Origin of the sequence: Mesorhizobium sp. M0633 (genome assembly GCF_040320645.1) — a bacterium.
GTDB lineage: Bacteria > Pseudomonadota > Alphaproteobacteria > Rhizobiales > Rhizobiaceae > Mesorhizobium.
Genome location: NZ_JAMYQC010000018.1, coordinates 41,018 through 61,926, shown reverse-complemented (window position 1 = coordinate 61,926; position 20,909 = coordinate 41,018). Strand labels below are relative to the sequence as shown.

The following is a 20,909-nucleotide window of genomic DNA, read 5'->3' as shown; positions in this document are numbered from 1 at the left end:
GGATCGCAGCAGCTTTGGCGCCCTAGTTGCACCAGGTGAGGCTCAAATCCTCTCAAAACGCCTTCGGGCAGCTGAATGCGGAAAGTGCGGGAAGGAGGAAGGGGCTGGGTCCGGAACCGGTCTGGATCGTATAGCTGACGTCGCGTCCGCCGATTACGAAGCGCGCCTCAACAGAGCCGTCTTTGCTGGTGATCGTCGCCTTGTCCAGCAACCGCTTGAGCGACCACGGCCCTTCGAACCTGATTGCGGATTCACGGCCCGGCATTTCCGGCATCAGCCTCAGACTGACGGATGTCGAGGCCGCACCGGTCGGCCAGGACACAGTGCTTGGCGTGTTACCCGCCTGGTTGCTCTGGACGATCTGGCCGTCGACGTCGAGCACCGCAGTATCTGCATCACCGTTCAGCGAGAACGGGGTAAAGGTCAGGTTGACCGACGGCATTGACCCGCCCGAAGGGAAAAATGCGCCGCGGATTTCCGCAGCCAGCTGAAAGTTTTTCAGCGTCGACTTCGACAGGTCGCGTCCAAAGCGCGCATTCTGTTTCCAGCTCCAGTCCTGGCCGCTCATGTCGATCAAGGAAGCAAGGTTATGTGCGAAGAACCGATCCATCAGGCCGCCCGGAGAGAACAACTTGGCGAAGTCCGCCATCGCAATATCCTTGGCACCATCGCCGGCGAAGGGGTAGCGGCCGTTGACCGCCTCCTCGCAGGGCTGCGTGACGGCCTGGTCGAGCATCTCGTTCAAATTCGTCAACGAAATTTCAGCCGCGTTGCCGTCAAATTCGTCTGCGGTTGCGTTGACTATTCTGCCGAGTTGCTTGGGCAGACGCGATGCATTGGCGCGAAGGGTGGCTATCTGCAGCTGCAGGTTGGCGTTGACATTTTCCGTCTGCGAAGGGACCTCGGTTGCCAGTTGCAGGCTCTGGTGGATATCGCGAAAATTCTGGGTCAGCGCATCGATCGGTCGGTGTCCAAAAGGCCCGCTTACCAGAGCCTGGAAGGACCTGAACTGCGCTTCGATGTTTGCCCCAGGGCTCTGGGTTTGAAATTTCGCGGACCCGGTACCAGCACGGCTTTGCGATTTTGCGGAGCTAATTTGAATGCCGATGCGAGCCAGGCCCTTGGCCATGTCTGCGTCGTCCTGGGACTGGCGCATAACGGTCCCAGCTTGCATCCCAGTGCCCGAGTCTTCGCCGGAGACAGAGTCGCGCGCCAGGGCTGTTTCCTCGGCAATCGCAGTAAAAAGCTGTTCGATCGGCGAGCTTGGTGAGGCAACGGCGGAAAGCGCGACATAGTGCGGCTTGTCGTTCAGCATGGCTTTGAATTTCAAGCCATCGAGAACGCTGTTCCATGCGGCTGCGAACTCCTTGCCGTAGCGGTCGAGAAGTTCGGGGCCGAGTTTGAGCAACTCCTGATCGATGCCGCCTTGCTCGCCGCCACCGCCCAGAACCCACTGGTCGTCGTCGAGTGTCTGCGCAATGCGCGAAAGCTGTCCGAGATAAAAGTTGTTGAATCCGACATGGGTGTAGAGACCGGGAATACGAAGCTTCGACAGATCGCCGCCATCGACGCGCTCGAACACAAGCTGCGCTTCGGTTCCAGCTTTTTGAGAGACAGCAAAATCGTCCAGCGCAGCCGCATACACCGCCGACTTGATCAATGCTGACGCGCGATCCGCAAGGCTCATACGTCCGAGCGAACGCTGAGCGGCTTCGACAAGCGGCTGGTTGAGTTCGAAAACTGGATCATAGGCATCGTCCAACGCAAGCATGGCGCGTAAGTGCTTTTCGAGCTGCGCGCGTCCTTCGCGGTTGCTCTCGCCCGGATACCGGTGCTGTTCCCAATCCTGCTTCATCCAGGAGATGATCAATGGGTCATCGACCTTAGGTGCCTTACCGCCGAGCATCAGGTAAATCTTGAGCGGTTCGTAAAGCGCGGCGGGATCAGCCATCGTCGCCTGGACGGTCCGCTGCGCCTGAACAAGCAGACGCGACCGCAACATTCGTTCCAGTGCTTGCCGGTAGGCCGTTGTCGATGCCGAAAGAAGCCTTTCCCGCTGGCTAAGGTCGACCGTTTCCTCGATCGGTGTCGGTAAGTCACTGGTTTCGAAACCGGCCGGCATGTTGCGCAATTCGTCGAGCGGCCCGATGACGTTTTCAAGGTCGACATCGGTGACCGTCGTGCTTTTGAGCAGGGCGTCCGCTGTCTCGTGATATTGGCTCATCGCCTGCGTCGTGGAGGCGATGAGCGAGCGGTTGGCCATGAAGCTCATTGCGAGCGCGCCAAGGGCCGCTGCAGTGATCAAGGCGATGATGCCAAAGCCGCCATATCTGAGGGCCGCTGCCCGCCTCTCGGTCGCTCGGTCATAGGAAACCCATCCGGATTCGGCGAAAATGACATCAGTCAGGAGGTCGTGCAAAAAGAAGCTCTTGCCGGTCCCGGACAGATGGGGGCGGGAATTGTTGCCGAAACTGCGGCCGATTGCGCCCAACACCTGATCGATCGGCGTTCCCTCTTGGGTCCCCGACGAGAAGTAGAGCCCACGCAAGCTGACATTCACCTGGCTGCGGACCGGATCGAACAGGCTGGTCACGAAACCGGCAATTCGGCCCTTGAGCGCGTAAAACTGGGCCGGAAAGCCAAAGATCGATATGCGCGAGACCGGATCAGGCTCTTCCTGCAGGCGGTCAGCTATCTCGTCCGCCAATCGGTTCGCCAGTGCATCGAATTCGGCCGAAGCCTCACCGGCCATGTTCTTGTTGCGGTCGGTGGTCTGGAATGTTGCGCCCCAGACCTTGCGCCTGCGGGGCTCCTCGAAACTGCCGAAATACTCCATGAAGCCGGCGACGAGATCGGCCTTGGTGAAAAGCAGGTACACCGGAAACTGGATTTTCAGCGTCTCGTGGATCTCCCTCAGGCGACTGCGTATTTCAACGACATGGGCGTCCAGCTGCTGGTCATCGAGGCTGATGAGATCGGCAAGGCTGATGGCCAGGATAACCCCGTTGATCGGTTGTCTGGTGCGGTATTTCTTGAGCAGTGACAAAAACGCAAGCCAGCTCTTGCTGTCGCTTCCAGCATTGGAATCCTGCGTGGTGTAGCGTCCCGCCGTGTCGATCAGCACGGCCTCTTCGGTAAACCACCAGTCGCAGGAGCGGGTGCCGCCAACACCGGCCACCGGCTGGGCGTCTCCTGAACCGGCAAGCGGAAAATTCAGACCCGAATTGACCAGTGCCGTCGTCTTGCCGGCGCCCGGCGGGCCAATGACGATGTACCAGGGAATGTCATAGAGGAAACTGCGCTTGCCGCTCGACCGCTTGAGTGCTGCGATGGCCTCACTCATGCGCGCCTCGAGCACCGGTGAATCGTCATTGCCCCCGTCGTTGCGGGCAACGACCGTCTCGAGCGCTTTTTGTGCCTTTCTCACCTGCCAGACGCGCACTGCGTAAACGAGGGCCGCGGTCGCCACGATCGTGCCGATGATTGTCGCACGCAACCAGACAGGTCCCAGCGGCCGGATATCGGCGAAGCGGATCAAAGGTCCAGCAAACCAGATCGCCGCCGCAAAACCGGCCAACGCGGCCGTGCTGAATATCCGCGGCAGCCAACGCGTCATTGGCGTTTCCCACCGGCGGTGTTCACAGCGTTTCCTCCTTGGGGATCATCACGTCGACACGGCGGTTCTTGGCGCGGCCCTCGGACGTCGCATTGTCGGCAATTGGCTCATCTTCGCCCTTGCCGTCGGCGGTTATTCGCGAGGAATCGCCAAGTTTCGCGGCGATCATTGTTTCAACAGCCTTCGCGCGCGCGACCGAAAGGTCAAAGTTGGATTTGAACGTGCTTGATTTCCGTGGCTTCACATTGTCCGTGTGGCCAACGATCCTGATTGGCCCTGGCTCGTGCTCAAGGGCTGCGGCAATCTGTGCGGCCAGTGGCACAAACTCGGGCTTCACCTCGGTCTTGCCAGGCTGAAACAACAAGAGATTGCTGATCTCCACAACGATGAAGTCGCCCTTTGTGCCGACGGTAAGCCCGCCGCGCTCGACTTGCGTGGCCAGTGCCGAGCGGATGCGGTCGATCTGGCCGGTCACGGCAGGCGAGGCGACTGCCACCGGTTCGGCAAGTGGTGCTACATTGGCGCGCTCGATCGTCACAGGCGTCGGGGGATTGAGCGCCAGCAATTGTCTGGCTGCAGCATCGCCTTCATCGGTCATGAACGCCCGCAACGTGAAGAACGCGGCCGTCAGCAGGGCTGACGCCGCTGCGGCAACACCCCAGAGCGGCAGGCGGGCCGAAGACGGCATCATCGTCGCGGCCACGCTTTGCCAGCGGGGGGAGATGTCCTCTCCGGCGCGGGCCCTGAAGTAGCGAAGCGTCTCGTAGACGTCGCGCCGCACACGTTCGAGACTGGTATCGTCGCGCGCCAGGCCCCGATATTGGCCCTCAAATCCCAGGGACAAGCAGACATGCATCAGCTCCAGCAGGTCTAAGTGTGGCTCCGGATTGGCCAGCACCTTGTTCAGCGCTTCGTAAAAGCCGGCGCCGGTGGGCTCGACGTGAAAGAACCGCGACAACATGCTGTGCTGTGCCCAGGTGTCCTTGCCGGCCCAGGGCAGGTTGCCAACAAGATCGTCGGCGGTTTCGCAAAGGGCAAACTTGGCGATCCGCGCATCCTCTTCGGGAACGCCTGACTTCTCCAGCGTCCAGTCGAACCTCTCGATCGCATCGGCGATATGTTCGGCCAACGGCGGCGCCTGTCTTTCGACCGGCACGAGCCTGAGATGCCCGAACAGGACGAGCAATGGTGCTGAGGCAGCGAGGATCGGATTTGGCGTCGAATACTTGACCGTGTCTGCGGCGCCGAGCAGCACCTCCTGCTGAATGCTCGGCCTTGACCCGGCCGCCCCGGCTCTGGCCGCTGTACCGGACGATGCTCCCTGATAAAGAATGGTTCCGGATGTCCAGTCCGGCGGCATATGCCGACCTATGTCAGGATCGAAAACTGTCGATTCCTTGACATGCGGGGGCGCGACGGTCTTCGCAATCGGTTCGTTTGCGGCTGGTTTCGCATTCTGCCCGCGTCGTGGATTGGTGCGGATGACGGTCTTGCCGACCGGGCCGAAAGGATCGTCCTTCGAGCTCATCGCCGATATGCCGCTGCCGTGCAGTGTCCGCGCTTGCGTGCGAGAGGCGCCAGATATTTCCTGGCTGGATAGGGCAGGCAATGGTCCTTCCGGCAAGGCGGTCCGGAGCTACAAGAAACTATGGCGCCGCAATATGACATTTGCCACAGACCCCAGGTCAATCAGGCTTACCCGCTTGGCGAACTGTCGTATGTGATCGTAGTCCCAGATGTTGTCGATTGGAACATGATGCGGGGCGCCGACGCTCTTTTCTTCGTCAGCTGCAGCGCCGCGGTCCCTTGGATTGTTTATTTTTGCTTGTCGGCTTTGGCATAGGCCTCGCTGAAATAAGCCAGGAATATATCAAGCATACCGTTTTCGTGGGCCTCCTCCATAGTCCGCCATGTCGTGACAAAGGCGTCCCATGCCTGACTTTTCTTGGAGGTAAACGATGATGGCGGGAGCTTTTTGCCGATTGCTTCCGGCGACAGGTCGTCAAGCAATCGCGACAGCGCAGCTTGCATGGCGGCATAAGTCGCAAATTCGTGCGTCTTGAGATCGCGGAACGCGTCTTCGATACTGTTCCTGGCATCGAGATAGCCGGCTCTGCGCCGTGCAAACATGATTTCGAGTATGTCGTCGATTCCCGGCACGAACTTCAGAGGGTTGTTGTCGGCCGAGCTTATCATTGTTCGGTGTGGGCTCTTGGCCAATGTCTTTGCAGCCGCACGTGCCTTCAGCAGCAAGGCCAGTTGCTCGACCACGACCCGAAGGACCGAGCCGATTTCGGCCGCAACTTCGTGCGGGTCCCGCGACTGCAGCAGTTCCGGGGAAATACCCGCTCCAATCGCGATTTCCCGCAGCACCTCGTCTCTCGTCGAAGGAACGGACGCGGGCAGCGACGGTGCTTGTTGCCCGAGCCATCGCTCTGCCGAACTGAAGAAAGGCTCGCCTCCAGAGTCAAGCTGCCGATCGACCACGGCGGGCATGTGTCGTTGCGTCGAACCTTGGTCGCCTTGCGGATGGGTTGGCGTGGCGCGCTCGTCAATCGATACAGAGATGACGTAGCGGCCGACCAGGAGCCTGTCGCCGTGCTCCAGCCGGTGCGGACCGGTGATGCGTTGGCTCGATCCGTTAATGAAAGTGCCATTGCGCGAGATATCGTAAAGCCAAAACGCGCCTGCCTCGTACCGAATCTGGCAATGCCGGCCGGAGATGAACTTGTCAGGGTCGGGTAAGATCCAGTCGCAATTTTCGCGCCCGATTTTGAAGGTGCGATCACGCGATTTGTAGCTGGGGGGTACGCCAGCGGGCAGGGCATCGACATTGCTGATCTGCAGACTGATTAACATGCGAAATCGCCTGTGTGATCGATGGCGGCCTTCTCGGCACGATACTCCATGTTTTTAGCGTCGCTAATCCCAAATTCGCATCGACGCAGCGAGCGAACCCTTGGTAACGCAAGCCCGGGCGGCGCTTCATGGTCCTCTTTGGCCAGCACAACAACATGTGGTACGCTCGAAGGGACTGGCACCCAGCGAGGTTTGGTGTCATTTCGAGTTCCTGGACAGCAGGAGCTTCGAATCCGCCGCGCTGGCGGCCGGGTCCAGGAGGGGCACGACCCATGCCGAGTGAACAACGCGCGACGGCAGTGCAAACGCCAGTTGGCGCCGAGCTGCTGACCTTCACGCATCTTGTCGGGCGCGATGAGATAAGCCGTTGTTATGCCTATACGGTTGGGTTCGTAAGCACCGACCACGACATCGATCCGCTGAAGATGCTGGGTGGGGCTGTCTCGATCGAAGGTGAATCCGATCCGAAACGTTGGTTCGGCGGCCTTGTGTCCGAGTTCAGACTTACCCGGATCGAGGACCGATTGGCATATTACGAAGCGGTCGCCAGACCATGGCTCTGGTTTCTCGGCAACACGACCGATTGCCGTATTTTTCAAAACATGAGCGTCGTCGAAATCGTCGAAGAGGTGTTTTCGAAATACAGCACGGCAAAATTCGAGAAACGCCTGCAAGGGTCCTATCCGCCGCGCGAATATTGCGTGCAATATGACGAGACGGATCTCGATTTCGTGCAGCGGCTGCTCGAGCACGAAGGCATTTTGTATTTCTTCGAGCATGGCGAGGGCAAGCACACCCTTGTGCTGGCCGATGCGATGAGCAAGCTGAAGCCAGCGCCGGGCTATGAAAAAGTGCCTTACCACTTTGAGGGGCAGGGCTCCCGGCGTGATGTCGAATATATCACCGAATGGATCCCGGGCAGTTCGGTGCGGCCGGGCTCCTATGTCCATACCGATTACGATTTCAGGAAACCGGGCGCCGACCTGATGGCCAAATCGGCCCAGCCGTTCAGTCACAAGTTGGCCGCGGGCGAGAATTACCGTCAGCCCGGCGCCCATTTCGAAGTCGGTCGCGGCGATAGCCTGGCGGCGATCCGGCGCGAGGAGATCCAGGCGGTGCACCAGCGCATCGCCGCGGTCGGAACCGTGCGCGGCCTGTATTCAGGCTGCACGTTCAATCTGGATGGCTTTCCGCGCCAGGACCAGAATCAGGAGTATCTGGTCGTAAGTGCCGAATACAGGCTGTTCGATCCTGGCTACAGGCCGCATGCCGACTTCGACAGCGAGAACTTCAAGGTGATCCTTGGTGTGGCACCCACGGCCTTGCCCTATCGTCCGCCGCGGGTCACGACACGGCCGATCATGCGCGGGCCGCAGACGGCGACCGTGGTCGGACCTTCGGGCGAGGAAATATTCACCGACAAATATGCACGGGTGAAGGTCCAGTTCCATTGGGACCGTCTGGGCAAGAAGGACCAGAACAGCTCCTGCTTCGTGCGCGTATCGCAGACCTGGGCCGGCAGCGGCTGGGGTTTCATCCAGATCCCGCGCATCGGCCAGGAGGTGATCGTCGACTTCATCGAAGGCGACCCGGATCTGCCGATCATCACCGGCCGGGTCTACAACGCCTCGCAGATGCCGCCCTACGGACTGCCGGGCAGCGCCACGCAATCCGGCTGGAAATCCGACTCGTCGAAAGGCGGCGGCGGCTACAACGAGCTGATGTTCGAAGACAAGGCCGGCTCCGAACTGGTCAATTTCCAGGCGCAGAAGGACCACAACCTTCTGATCAAGAACGACCGCACCAAGCTGGTGCAGCACGACCAGTCCGACCGCATCGACCACGACGCCAAGCACTCCGTCGGCCACAACCTCGACGAGGACGTCGGCAACAACAAGACAGTCAAGGTCGGTGTCGACCAGACCACAGACATCGGCTCGAACGACACCGAGACGGTGGGGATCAATCGCTCGCTGACGGTGGGCTCGAACGAGACGATAGGCATCGGCTCGAACTCCACCGAGACGATCGGTGCCAACCACACACAGACCGTCGCGCTCGTTCAGACGGTCACCGTTGGTGCGGCTCGTGTGGATTCCGTCGGGGCATCCGAGACCCGAACCGTCGGTGGCCCGCAAGCGAATACAATCGGTGCGACGCGGTCCGTCACTGTAGGCGCGGCGCAGAGCCACGACATTGGTGCCAGCGACAGCTGGAACATCGCGGCCGAGCAAAGCGTCAATGTTGGCGCTGATCAGGCCGTCATTGTTGGCAGTGCCCAGACTTTCAAAGTTGGCGCGGCGCGCAGCGCCAGCATTGCGGCCGACGATTCCACAAGCGTCGGAGGTGCCCATTCGCTGAGTGTCACAAAGGATAGTTCGATCAGCGTCGACAAGAATAGTTCGATAACAGTAAGCAAGAATCTGGTGATAGATGTAGGCGACGAGATTATGATAAAATGCGGCTCGGCCAAAATCATGATGAAGAAAGACGGCACGATCGGCATTGAGGGCAAGGATATTTCGGTCAATGGATCCGGCAAGATCAATATCAAAGCTTCCAGCGATATCACGATGAAGGGCTCGAAGATCAGCGAGAATTGAGGGCAGCGATGAGCGACGTTCGCGAACGCATTGACGGTGTGGTGATCGGCATCCTTCTCGGTTTCGACGACGCCGCGTCGCCGCTGGTGGTATTCCCCGGCAATCCGGAAGAGACAGCCTTGCCGGCGCGCAGCTTGACCGCATTGACGTCCGATATGGTCGGCTCGGAGGTGGCTTTGCTCTTTCAGGAGGGCGATGCCATGAAGCCGCTTATCGTCGGCCGCATCGTCGAGCCAGCGCGCAAGACCGCCGCGCCTCAGGTCGTGCGCGAAGGTGAGCGTATTCTTATTACCGGCGACGAGCGCATCGAACTGCGTTGCGGCAAGGCGACGATCCTCATGGAAAAAGACGGCCGCATCACCATTCGCGGCAGCTATGTCACCAGCCAGGCGAGCGCCGCCAATCGTATCCGTGGCGGATCGATCGACCTCAACTGATGTTGGCCGCAGACCAGAAACCGAATTCGGAAGGCGCGCCGGGGCGGCGAATAGTACCGGATGTCGTCAGACAGCACGCCGAGAAGGGCGCGTTCTTCTGGGCGCAGCGCGACACGCTGATGGAAGATGATCCGCCGGACCTGGATGTGGTCGCTGGCGTTGACCGGCGCCTGGAAGCCAACCTCGATGGCCTGCGTATCGCTGGACCGGCCGCCTGGCCGTTCGTCATCGCGGCGTATGAGGATTTCTCCGAGAAGGGCGAATTGTTCCTCTTCGGATGGATGGCGATCGAACAGAACGATGGTCGCCGCGTCGCCGAAGCGGTCGAGTTCGGCCGTCAAAGCCAGGACGACGCTCGCGGATTGGTCGGCGCGTTGGCGTGGCACCAGCCTGGAACGATCGCCCTGCTGGTGCGGGACTGGATCGGCGCGCCGGACGCGTTCAAGCGATTTCTCGGCGTATCGGCCTGCCTCGGACATGGCGTCGACCCGAAGCAGATGTTGGGGCGACTTGTCCGCGACCCGGATGCGCGCGTTCGCGCTGCCAGCCTGCGCCTCGCCGGAAAGCTGAAACGCGCAGACATCGTCAACGAATTGACAGGGGCCTTGAATGATGCCGACGAACGCGCACGATTTTGGGCTGCCTGGGCGCTGACTGAACTCGGCTCGGGGGACCTGGCCAGTCCTGAGCTACGGAAGGTGGCGGTCGGCGGTGGCGCCGACGCACTCACCGCGCTACGCGCGGCGGTCAAGGCCGCGCCCGACAAGGAGATCCGCGCCTGGATGGGCGGGTTGCTCAAATCGCCTAAAACCGTGCCCTTGGCCGTACGCGGCGCGGGCATGCTGGGCGACCGGACTCTCTTGCACTGGCTGGTTCACCAGATGCGCACGCCGGCTCTAGCGCCGGCGGCCGGCGCGGCATTTTTGGAACTCTTCCCCGAGGCACGCGAGGCGGATCTGTTTACCACCGAGCCAAGCCAGGCCGGCAGGGCCTTCGAGGATCACTTCGGCGACGATGTTGCGAAAGTGCCATTTGCGGACAAAGTGAAGGATTGGGGCGCGGCTCTAGAGTTGTTGTCTGGCGCAGCAGATTGATAGATGCGTTACGGCCCCAGGCTGACGGTTCGAATGGGCGCCACATTTTGATGGACCCATTCTAGCAGGTTTAACAGGCTGTCGAGCGCACTCTCGTCGGTGCGCATTATTTCGATGAACCAGGCTATGTAGTCGGCCTCGACGTTCATGACGTCCGGCCCAAGAAAGATAACGGATTCCTCGGGTTTGAACATCTCATTAGCGAATCCTCCTCGATGAGTCGCGAGCAGCCAGGCCGAAAGCGCATCCACAACTCGGTCCGTTACCGCTTTTGGCTGTGGTGCTGTCAGCTCAATCTCCAGATCGATATCGTCGATCAAATCGCCTATCTCAACGTCGTAGGAATATCGCGGCCATGGACCGGGAAATTGAGGCTCGTCAGTGCTGACCACCCTTTCATTGGCTGGCCACAGGACGCTCACACGCTGCAAGGGAATTTTCTTCTCATGGAGCCAATGCAGCATATTGGCTAGTATGAATAAGCTGGCTGGATCGACGACTATATCCCGAAAGGTTGCGCTTACCGTTTTCTCCCGGAGTTCAGTCGTGCTGACAAGTGCTCGTGCCATGCCTGGATTGTGGGTTTCCCCTGCCAATCCTCCACATTCCGCCAAACCCTGAAAGGCTTTCAACACATCGGCAATTCCAATCAACGCCTGATCGTCGGGTGAGCGTGCCAGTACCAAGTTGACCACCAACTCGCGTTGGTGTGCATTCGGTAGAACCGACAAGGCAAAGGGCCTGTTCATTGGCATTCCGATCAATTCACCGGCGGGTCAAAGCGGTTCGGCCAGCGCGTTGCCAAATCGAGCTCACTTGGCCCCAGCATCTCCAATTCGATCCGGACAGGTTTGGTGATTTCGGCTAACTTTCGCAGACCCTTCACGTCGGCGGCGCCGCGGTTGACATCGCCAACAATCGGCAGGTCTGCAGCACGGATAACCAGAGCCTCCCCTACGTCGAACATCGCAAGTTCACTTGTGCCCTGTTGCCGCAGCTTATCCTTTCCGCCCAACTCAGCCAGGATGCCTGGCCCGAGGACGGTCAGCCACGAAACATTGTAGACGCGACCTCGAGCCCAAATCCTTATTGCATCTTCCGGGACGTCGAAGCCAGTGTATCTCATTGCCTTGCGCGCGATGAATTCGAGCGCCTCGTTCGTAAATGTCATGAACAGGTGCTTGAATGCATAACCGCAATAGCCTGAATCGGGTGCTCGGATTCTGACAATCCGCGCAAAGAACTCGGCAAGCCGCTCGGCTGCTGGTAGCGCGGCAAACTCCATCGGAAATTCCAGATGGAGTATATTTGCCTCCTTGTCGAAGAACTCGTCATCCAGGGGGCCTGCCTTGAAGTGCGCGCCATAGTCGCCAACATTGCCTGCAGGCTCCTGGCCAAAATGAAACTCCGAATAGTTCCCTTCTCCAACGTCCAACAGATTTGCGAAAACCGAGTTGAAGGTCCGTTGGGTCGCCTTTTTCCAGCTGCCGCTATCAGACAGGTAAGTCTGCAATGCACCGTCGGGGATAAATTTAAGGTACTCCTCCAGGATTTTAGCCACATCCGGACCGATCGTATCAGCCGTATCAGCATAGATCAGGCAGATCGACAAGCCAGGACGCACAATCATATAGTCACCGTCTGTCGTATCTATGATAAACGTCAGGTCGCTATTCTTCATCTGGTTAACCTACTTCTTGCAGCGCTTGTTGGTCAAAAGCTCTGGAGGATTCTTTACCTTCGGGTTTTGCTTTGCCCCTAGCTTTATCGTCCGAGTTCTTTGGTCTTGTTTGGTGATCTTACCTTTCTTGTTCTTTTTAGCGGGAGTCCAGCTGGTGTCCGCTGTCCCCTGCGACGGCTTCTTCCTCTTTCCGCCTTTGGTCTTTCCCGTCGGCGTTCCCGCGGGGCATCGGAACTTGTATTCCACAAACCTGTTGATCGAACCGTCCGGGTTGAGCATGGCGGCATCAGGAAAGATCTTTCCGGAGATGCCTGCGAAATAATCTGTCGCTTCCATCCCGGAAGGCCACTCCCGAGATGCGCTAGGGTCGTGCTTCCCGGTCTTCTCGTCATAACCCTTCTCTGGATCAAACTTGGGCTCTCCGCCGACCTTCTTTACAGCGTCATCACAGCATTTATGTTTGGCATCTCCAAGCTCCTTGCAATTCATCATCTTTTGGTTTGACGCCTTGAGCTGCGCCTGCTTGGCGTCCACTTGGCGGTTGCATTCACAAAGGATGTCTTTCAGCTTTTGAATGCCACGCGCAGCGACAGCAGGGTCGAGGTCTCCCGCCAAATTAACGGTGTTCTTGTCATTGTGGAACTTCTTGTCAGTGTGGCGGCAGGCATTCTTGCCATCCATCTTCACGTCGAACGAATAGGTGATCCAGTCCGTTGCCTTCTTGAAGACGTTCGACTTGACGCCGCCGACCGTGCCGGGTTCGTCGCCGGTGCTCATGCCGTATTGCGAGCCCTTGATGGCGATCATCTTGCCGCCCTTGGCAAAGACGGTCGTCGTTCCGTCCTTCAGCGTTCCCTGGTTTGCGAAGTTGGGATAAGGCAATGGCACGGGGCCGCCAGGGGTCGGCGTCTTGCAGACGTCGGGTATCGTCGCGATCGACACGCCTATCGTTCCCTTGTAGGTCAAGCCGAGGCTGTTGACGACGATGTGTGTGGGCATCAGGCGGCTCTCCTCGGTCCGCCCAGCAGCACGGCAGCGCGGGAGCCATTTTCGGAACCTGCCCAGATCAGCGACAGCGGCGCGTTCTGGTAGTTGCGCGCTTCGGCCTCGGTGATCAAGCTCACGAACAGAGGGCCAGACGCCGCGCCGACATCACCCCAACAGTCGGCTGGCGTCTCGAAGTCCGCCGCATCCTTGAAGCGGCCCGGATTGCGGATCACGGCGAAGCCGTATTCGTTGCCGCGATAGCGTTCGCCATTCATGTCGCAAATGATTCGACCAACCGGATCGATCGGCGCATCCTCGAACAGAAAGCGGAAGGCCGCGCCCAGCCCTTCGCCGAGCACAACCGTCTCGGTCTTGATCCTGTTCTCTTCGCTCGCCGTGGAAGCGCTAACGACCTCAAGGAGAAGTTGCAGCCCATACGTCCGTGCCGTGGTCAACTTCGCCAGTAGACAGAAACCTGCCGCCTCCCCAGGACAGAAGCCGTAGATATTGCCTTCGGAATGGAGCTGTTCATTCTCGTCTAGCCACTCCAGGGTTTCCGGCTCAAGATAGGTATCGACCCCGCCTGCCAGGCAGAATTCGGCTTTGCCATCACGCAGTGTTTTGCAGGCATGGTAAATGGCGAGCAGTCCTCCGGCGTGACCGCCTGCGGTCGACCCACCACCTTCGAGGACGACGTGCTGGGCCAGTCGGCTGCGCAATTTGGCGTTAACCTGCGCGGCGAAACTCTCCGGCTGTCCCGGTCGGGCCTCACCAGTTGAGAGGATGAGCGAAACCCCGGTTGCCTGCCGCGCAGCTTGCAAGGGCCGCAACGCGTCCAGTGCCGGCGAGACTGCGATTTCCACCGCACGATCCGGGCCTGTAAGGGTCACGTCGACGCCGATGTCACGAGTGACCTTCATCCGCTCGCCGAACCGATCGATCATGTAGGGATGATCCTGAATGGCGGAGATTCCAGCGCGGACTGCCGCAGCACTTGAGGCCGCGTCGAAACCCAGCGGCGTACGCGCCCCCACACCGACGACGACAATCGTATCTGCCTTGGCCATCATTCGTCTTCGTCCGCCAGCCAGACGCCGGTCGCCGCGATTGTTGGTGAAATGCCGGTACGCGCGCGGACGCTAAGGGTCGTCATCTTCAGGCGCTCCTCGTCGTAAGGCACTGCCAGGGTCGACATCCACGTGATCGAGAACTGCCTGAGATCGGGCTTGATGCGCAGCGTGTGAATGACGGCTTCGCCGTTTTTGCGATCCGGGCGGTTGTAGAACTCGGTGGTCATGTCGAAGGTGATGCGCGGTAGCAGAAACTGCAGGAAGCCATCCGCAGTGAAATTGCCGAGCCGCACATCTTCGTACCCGATGAGCGTAGTCTTGGTTTGCTGGTCCTCCGGCGCGCACTGGTAATACATGCGGCTGAAATCGCGGGGCAAAAGCGGATCGCGCGTTTTCTCCCAGTCATCACCATAAGTACCGGCATATTTCATACGCGGCTGCCAGTGTCGTGCCACTGGCCCAAAACCTGCCGGTTTACCACTTCTGTGGTCGCGATAGGGAGCATCTGGATACTCAAAGTTGGGCCCGGTCTTGCTGATCAGCCGCTGTGGATCGACAGCAAAGCCGGTGCCGACCGGATTGCGCTGGTCCCAGTTCGGCGTCGATGCTTCCATATCCGTGCCGCCGTAGGTCCGGCGCCAGCTGATAGGCATTTTCGTGAATGGTTCCGCCCGGCTCATCCGCACCGACACCGCGCCCGGCATGAACACACGGTCGCCCACAACATTGACGGTCTTGTCCACGTCGCCGATTTTTATGCGCGCCGCGCTCTCGATGTTGGGACCGCCGCCGGGCGCATAGACGTGTCCCTCGACCAAAATGTCGGTGTGCTTTTTCTCCAGGTTGAGGTCCGTCTCGTCGAGAAGCTCATTCGGGTCCGATCCGTATACGGGCGCCAGGTTCACCGGCGTTTGGTCCTTCAAGAGCCGCTGCTTGCCGTCGGGATCGATCTCGAAGGACGCCTTGATCGCGATCAGCCAGACCTCATGTCCGCGCTCATCACGCGTCCAGCTTTCCTGGGCGGCAAATGGCGTCTCGTTGGACAGTATCCACATTTGGAACCACGCATCCTTACGCGATGGTGAAACGGCGAGCCTTCAACTGTCTTGGAAATAACTTGCCGACGCGGCCTCCGCGTCCGTACCAGCTATTAGATGTCGTCAAATTCGCCTGCATCAGCTGGTCTCCCAGCTGGCGGCAAGGATTTGCTCCAGCATCGCTTGCGGAGATTGCGGATCGATATCGAAAACGTCGGAGTGCGCCGTCCACATCACCATATCGCTGATGACCTCTTCGCCCGGCTCGACCGGCGGCACCGGCAGTACGGCCAAAGCGATATCCAGTTCGTCAGGCGTCAACTCGCCGTGCTGGGCGCCGATGGCAGCCTCTTCGATCTTGGAAAACCACGCATCGGCGCGAGCCAACTGAATGGACGCGTCAGGAAGCTGCGCGACGACAGTCAGCGGAAACTGCCTGCCTACCCGGTCGGCGCTCTGCAAGATGATGCCTGCCGATGCGCCGAAGGAAGCCGGGCCGGCCAGGAAGCGCAGCGCGGTGCTGCGCGGCCAAGATTCCGAGCCGATCAGCGGCACGACATGCTGCGCCAGCCAGCGGTCCCAGACGCGAACAAAATCCCCCGGCAATCGCCGCGTGACGAAATCGCCGGTGGCGGGCATTTTGCCGTAGAAGCCGGGCAGGATCATATCTGCGGCGGACATGAGAATTTCTTGAACATTTGCAGGTTGTAAGGGTTTTCGACGCTGGCGGCCTTGAGTTGGAAATCGGCGTACATGCCTTTGGTGCCCAGACGCAGGCTGTAGACGTCCGACAGCGAGGTGCCGGTGAAGCGACCGCTGCGCAACATTCTCAGCCACGCCCAGCTGCCGGTCTCGTTGAGCAAGATCTCGGGCGAGCCATCGATCGGCTGGAAGGCAAGCGAGATGACGCCCGTGCCGTCCTTGCCGGGCCACGTCATCGGCTGCGGCCTCGTTGCGTTGTTATAATAGACGAGGTTCTGGCCATCCAGATTGAGCGTCACGCGCGCGACGTTGGGCGACAAATCCTTCGGCTCGAGTGTGAAGCTCATCAGCGGGCCTGTACCACCGGGAAAGAGATCATCGCGGATCCGCCTTGCCTGTTCGAACGCGGCCAGTGCCGACGGGTCGAGGCCGAAATCGGCGCGCCATTCCCATGGCTGCGCTGACGTGTCGACATAGCTGATCAGATGGTCGTTGATGAAGGTGTCGATCAGCCCTGCCGGTCCGAACAGACGGGCGAAGTCGCGGACATTGACGTCGACGGCGCTGTCAGGGCTGAAAGGATAGCGGTTGTTGAGTGCTGCCTGGCAGAACGGCAGGATATCGGCTCGCCAGATGGCATTGAGCTCCGAGGTGACCGCCTTCTGCGTCAGGCCGCTGGTATCGCCGGCAATACCGCCCAACCAATCATCGATTGGGTCGGGCAGGATCTGCGCCTGCCTGGCAACCGCTCCAGTCAGTTCGGCGAGGCCGCCCTGCTTCTTGATGGCGTCCTGAGGATCGGGATTGGCCGTCACCGTCTGCAGCACGTTGGACAGTGCGGTGAGCGCGACAATGGCGGCGTCGAGCGCCGGCGGCTGGCCGTCGACCTCGGCGATGGCACCCTTGAGCGGCTTGAAATGCTCGGCCACCAGACTGCCGGTAAGATCCACCTCGTCGGCGGAGCCGGCGCGCGGCAAAAGCTTTGCTCCGGTTTTTACGATCTTGCCAAGCTTGCCCAGCTTGCCAAGCAGTTTCGAGCCACCTGCCGCCGCTGCCTTGTCGTTTCCCGGCGCTTCATCGGATCGCGTAAGCTCGGTCTCCTGGACCACCGCGGTGACCAGGCGCTTCAGCGCGGAGTCGGCACTTGAAAGATCCTTGAGGTTCTCACTGGCGACGTTGAGATCGGTCAATGGCGCAAGCCTCATGTCGCGCAGGAAGCTGTCCCATTGCGCGATGTAGTCGTCGTAATAAAGCTTCAGAATATCTTCTGACAGCGCTGACACCGAGGTTTCGGAATTTTCCGAGCAACCGCCGGCGAACACCGCCCGGTCAAGTGCTGCCTGGGCGGCGACATCCTCGACCCGGTCGAGAATGGCGTCATGGAAGCCGGCATAGGTAAACGCTCCCGAAATGCCGACCCGAAGCGTCTTGTCGGAACGCCGCGCAAAGACCTTGGCGCCGTTGGGGCCGGCGAAGTTGGCAGGAATCCATTCCTTGAGCGCAGCCACCGCCGGGTCGGCCAGCAGCTGCTTGTAGGCACGCGCCGGCAAGGAAATCGTGCAGACGGTTTTCAGGGCCTCTGCAACCAGTGCCTGGTCCGGGGCGATATAACTGGCGTCAACCGCCATGCGACGGATCGCGGCAAGCTGGTGCTCTTCGGCGTCAGCTGTCGGAAAGGGGGCAGCCGCGGCGAATTCGGGCAGACTGTTCACCCACCAGCCCTGGGCGAAGTCCGGATCCATCTGAGAAAGGCCGGTCATCATGCGATAGGTCTTCAGCGCGCCAAGCATGAAGTCCGGATCGCGGATCTGCCGCCACATCGTCGCTTCGAGCAGCGCCACCATGTGCGGCTCGAGAACGTTACGCAAAGCATGGTCGTAAGTGTCGGTCTGTGCCCGCACCAGTTCCGCCGAGGCTGATGGCCCCAGCAAATCCTGTGCTGCGCCAGGCGGCGGGGTGCGGGCATTTGCGACCTCATCCATCGCACCGAGGGCGACATCGATGGCAGGCTGTTCTACCGATGCCGGGTTTGCCGCGGCCGAGGTCAGTGGCGTTTGCAGCGCCTCGAACTGGCTTGCCTGGGCCGTGATCGCGTTGCGGTTGTCGTAGTAGGACCAGGTGAATAGGCCGCTGACCAGCAGGGCGGCTGCGGCACATGCGGCGGCCGCGCCACGCCAGATCCAGGCGCGGCGGCGTTGCGCCAGCGGATCGAAGGTGCCGAGGCCCGCTTCCTTGAAGATGACTTCGGTAAGCAGATTCTTTAGGAAGAAGCTGCGTTTTTCGACACGCGGCGCGGCCAACGCCCGGCGCGGCGGAAGACCGAAGGAGGCAGACAGCGCCGCGGTCAGCCGGTCGATGGGCGCCCCTTCCTGGGTCGCCGACGTCAGATAAAGGCCACGCAGCCAGGCGGCCTCCTCATACCGGCTTTCGCCAAACATCGCCTCGATCAGTACCTGGATCGGCTCGGACAGGCTGGCGAGTTGGGCGGGAAACCTGAAGATTTCGGCGCGGGCAGCAAGCTTGTCTTCGTCCTCCAGCCGGGGCACCAGCCGTCGCTCGAGCTCGGTTGCTAACGTCGCGATTTCCCGCTCGATGGTCTTTGCATCGACATGCGCATCGAGTGCGAACGTGGTCCCCCAGACCTGCTCGCGCGCAGCCGTCGACAAACCGCCGAAGAATGCCTCGAACCCCTTGATCAGGTCGGCTTTGGTCAGCATCAGATAGACCGGAAGGCGGATTTCGAGGCGATCGTTGAGCTCGGCCAGCCGACGGCGGATCTTGCGGCCATGCGCCTTGATGGCGTCGTCGCCCTCCGAAAGCACATCGATCGAAAGCGCGACGATCACACCGTTGAGCGCGCGACGGCCCCGGTGCTTCTTCAAAAGGTCGAGGAAGCCCAGCCACTCCTCCGCGTCGACATCGGGTTGGCTCTCCTGTTGGACATAGCGGCCCGCAGTGTCGATCAGAACGGCGCTCTCCGAAAAGAACCAGTCGCAATTGCGCGTCCCGCCGACCCCTTGCAGGTCGTCGGTCAGGTCGATCGGAAAATTCAACCCCGACTGGCGCAAGGCTGTGGTCTTGCCGGTGGCCGGCGGCCCGACGATAACGTACCAGGGCATCTCGCGCAGGAACTTGCGACCGCCCAGTTTGCGGCGCTTCAACTCGGCCATGACCTCGGCGAACTTGGCACCGACGGCTGCGACATTCTCTTCGCCGGGGCTGAGTGGCTTCTCTACCGCTGGCGCGGCGATTTCGGCGACGAACATCCGGTTGGCACGGATCGCGCGACGCTGGGCAGCGATCAGCCAAACCAGCCAGAAGATGACCAGCAGCGCGATGATGACGATGCGCACATTGTCCGAGGCGAAAGGGTCGTAGGCTCCGACCCTGACGATCGGCCCGAATACCCAGATCACCAAGGAAAGCAGCGTGATGCCAATCAGTGTCCACAGCCAGCGCGATGTCAGGACCGCCCAGAGGAAGCGCAGGATGAACATCTCACAGCCTCTTTTCGACCAGCACCTCAACGCGCCGGTTTAGGGCCCGGCCCTCGCGCGTGCCGTCGTCGGCCACTGGATCCGTGGCTGCCCGGCCCTCGGAATGGACGCGTTCCTGCGGCACTCCGTTTTGTACCAGCATGTCGGCAATGGTCTGGGCGCGAGCCTCTGACAGTCGCTGGTTGGTCGACAGCGGATTGGTTCTTTGCAGAGGAACGCTGTCCGTATGTCCGACCACAGTGATGTTGCCGATCAGGTCACGATTGGCGAGGATCACCTTGGCGATCGAGCCGATCAGCGGCTCGAATCCTTCCGTCAGTGTTGGCCGCGACGACTGGAACAGTTCGGGGTTGGAGGCCTGGATGACCAGCTTGGCCAGTGAAACGCTCTCCGTGCCGCTGAGAGCCGATCTGAGATTGCCCGGCGCCCCGGCCTCAAATTCGGGCAGCAGCGCAAAATCCACACTCTCCGGCGGCGGAACATCGACCGTTGGCGACACGCGGCTGATGTCGCCACGGGTCGGCGGCGGCAAGGCGCGGACCAGCGCTGAAAGCTCCACCGCCTGGCTGCTTAGTCCCATCGAGAGCCCGACATAGGTCGCGGTGGCGATGACCGCCGCGGCCAAGGCCATCACCCAGATCGGAACGATGAAGCGCTGCGGCTCGTCGGATGCGATGACGCCTTTCCAGTTCGGCGACAGCGGTCCATTCTCGGCGTCGGCATCGCGCAGGAAACGTGCCGCGGCCACACGAACGGCATTGAGCGAGCGATCGCCCGACCGGCCGGGCACGCGATACTTGCCGCGAAAACCGAGTGCCAGGCAGTCATACTGAAGTTCCAGCAATTCGCGATCGCGGTTCGGATGGCGTTCCAGTTCGTCGAGCCGTGTGAAGAACTGCGTGCCGGCGTCGACGTCGCCGCGCAACATGACCACAAGCGGCTGACGCGGCCATGCGCTGGCCCCGCCCCAGGGCGTGTTCAGGGCCAGATCGTCGAGCAAGGCCGCCACCACCCATGCTGCCTGATCGGCCCGCTCCATCGATGACCCCGCCGCCATTGCCGTGTCGCGTGCCCGAACCAGTTCTTCGAGCAGCCGTGTGCGTAACACTTCCGGAATCTCTGGTGGCAGCGCGCTTTCAAGCTCAGGCGCAAACTCGAGCAGGGGCGCAAAGGCGTTGACAAGGCCGTTCGGGTGGGTGCGCGAGCGTTTAACCGGCCCGCCCGGCAAGGATGCCGCCATCGGTCGCGGCATCGGCGTGCCGGTCAGCCTGATGCGAGTGCGTTCGCGATCCTCCGACAGTCCGAAAGGATCATCCCGGCTCATGG

At 60.5% G+C, this 20,909-nt stretch carries 14 protein-coding genes; 3 read left to right on the top strand and 11 right to left on the bottom strand.

Annotation, left to right across the window (positions count from 1 at the left end; all coding sequences use genetic code 11):
• Positions 1-52 precede the first annotated feature (52 nt).
• The 3 genes from tssM (NKI47_RS19565) to tagH all read right to left on the bottom strand — a co-directional run bounded on the left by tssM (NKI47_RS19565) (position 53) and on the right by tagH (position 6,475).
• Positions 53-3,616, bottom strand: coding sequence for a type VI secretion system membrane subunit TssM (gene tssM / locus NKI47_RS19565; protein ID WP_352592812.1), 3,564 nt, complete (start codon positions 3,614-3,616; stop codon positions 53-55).
• 22 nt (positions 3,617-3,638) lie between these two features.
• The gene (tssL, locus tag NKI47_RS19560; RefSeq protein ID WP_352592809.1) at positions 3,639-5,144 is read right to left on the bottom strand and encodes a type VI secretion system protein TssL, long form; all 1,506 of its coding nucleotides are present in this window, start codon (positions 5,142-5,144) and stop codon (positions 3,639-3,641) included.
• Positions 5,145-5,431: 287 nt separating this feature from the next.
• Positions 5,432-6,475, bottom strand: a complete 1,044-nt coding sequence (tagH, locus tag NKI47_RS19555) for a type VI secretion system-associated FHA domain protein TagH (RefSeq protein WP_352592806.1) — start codon at positions 6,473-6,475, stop codon at positions 5,432-5,434.
• 272 nt (positions 6,476-6,747) lie between these two features.
• Here tagH and NKI47_RS19550 point away from each other — a divergent pair, with 272 nt between their 5' ends.
• The 3 genes from NKI47_RS19550 to NKI47_RS19540 are packed head-to-tail and all read left to right on the top strand — an operon-like array spanning position 6,748 to position 10,609.
• Entirely contained in the window at positions 6,748-9,078 is a 2,331-nt protein-coding gene (locus NKI47_RS19550; protein ID WP_352592803.1) for a type VI secretion system Vgr family protein, read from the top strand.
• A gap of 8 nt (positions 9,079-9,086) precedes the next feature.
• Positions 9,087-9,515 (top strand): DUF6484 domain-containing protein, encoded by a 429-nt coding sequence (locus NKI47_RS19545; protein ID WP_352592800.1) that lies wholly within the window; start codon positions 9,087-9,089, stop codon positions 9,513-9,515.
• Positions 9,515-10,609, top strand: coding sequence for a HEAT repeat domain-containing protein (locus tag NKI47_RS19540; protein ID WP_352592797.1), 1,095 nt, complete (start codon positions 9,515-9,517; stop codon positions 10,607-10,609). Before NKI47_RS19545 ends, NKI47_RS19540 begins: the two co-directional genes overlap by 1 nt.
• An 8-nt stretch (positions 10,610-10,617) precedes the next feature.
• Here the strand turns inward: NKI47_RS19540 and NKI47_RS19535 are convergent, their stop codons facing one another.
• From NKI47_RS19535 to icmH, 8 genes are all read right to left on the bottom strand, one after another.
• Positions 10,618-11,358 (bottom strand): hypothetical protein, encoded by a 741-nt coding sequence (locus NKI47_RS19535; protein WP_352592794.1) that lies wholly within the window; start codon positions 11,356-11,358, stop codon positions 10,618-10,620.
• A gap of 11 nt (positions 11,359-11,369) precedes the next feature.
• Positions 11,370-12,290 carry a type VI immunity family protein gene (locus tag NKI47_RS19530; RefSeq protein ID WP_352592791.1) on the bottom strand — a complete coding sequence of 307 codons (921 nt, stop codon included), beginning with the start codon at positions 12,288-12,290 and terminating at the stop codon, positions 11,370-11,372.
• A gap of 9 nt (positions 12,291-12,299) precedes the next feature.
• Positions 12,300-13,289, bottom strand: coding sequence for a DUF4150 domain-containing protein (locus tag NKI47_RS19525; RefSeq protein ID WP_352592789.1), 990 nt, complete (start codon positions 13,287-13,289; stop codon positions 12,300-12,302).
• Positions 13,289-14,347 (bottom strand): beta-ketoacyl synthase N-terminal-like domain-containing protein, encoded by a 1,059-nt coding sequence (locus NKI47_RS19520; protein WP_352592786.1) that lies wholly within the window; start codon positions 14,345-14,347, stop codon positions 13,289-13,291. Before NKI47_RS19520 ends, NKI47_RS19525 begins: the two co-directional genes overlap by 1 nt.
• Positions 14,344-15,402: a DUF2169 family type VI secretion system accessory protein gene (locus NKI47_RS19515; RefSeq protein WP_352592783.1), complete on the bottom strand. Its 1,059-nt coding sequence runs from the start codon at positions 15,400-15,402 to the stop codon at positions 14,344-14,346. Before NKI47_RS19515 ends, NKI47_RS19520 begins: the two co-directional genes overlap by 4 nt.
• Positions 15,403-15,522: 120 nt before the next feature.
• Positions 15,523-16,065, bottom strand: a complete 543-nt coding sequence (gene tagF, locus NKI47_RS19510; protein WP_352592780.1) for a type VI secretion system-associated protein TagF — start codon at positions 16,063-16,065, stop codon at positions 15,523-15,525.
• Positions 16,047-19,583, bottom strand: a complete 3,537-nt coding sequence (gene tssM / locus NKI47_RS19505) for a type VI secretion system membrane subunit TssM (protein ID WP_352592777.1) — start codon at positions 19,581-19,583, stop codon at positions 16,047-16,049. The genes tagF and tssM (NKI47_RS19505) overlap by 19 nt, the downstream gene beginning before the upstream one ends.
• 1 nt (position 19,584) lies before the next feature.
• The gene (icmH, locus tag NKI47_RS19500) at positions 19,585-20,907 is read right to left on the bottom strand and encodes a type IVB secretion system protein IcmH/DotU (RefSeq protein WP_352592774.1); all 1,323 of its coding nucleotides are present in this window, start codon (positions 20,905-20,907) and stop codon (positions 19,585-19,587) included.
• Between the last annotated feature and the right edge of the window lie 2 nt (positions 20,908-20,909).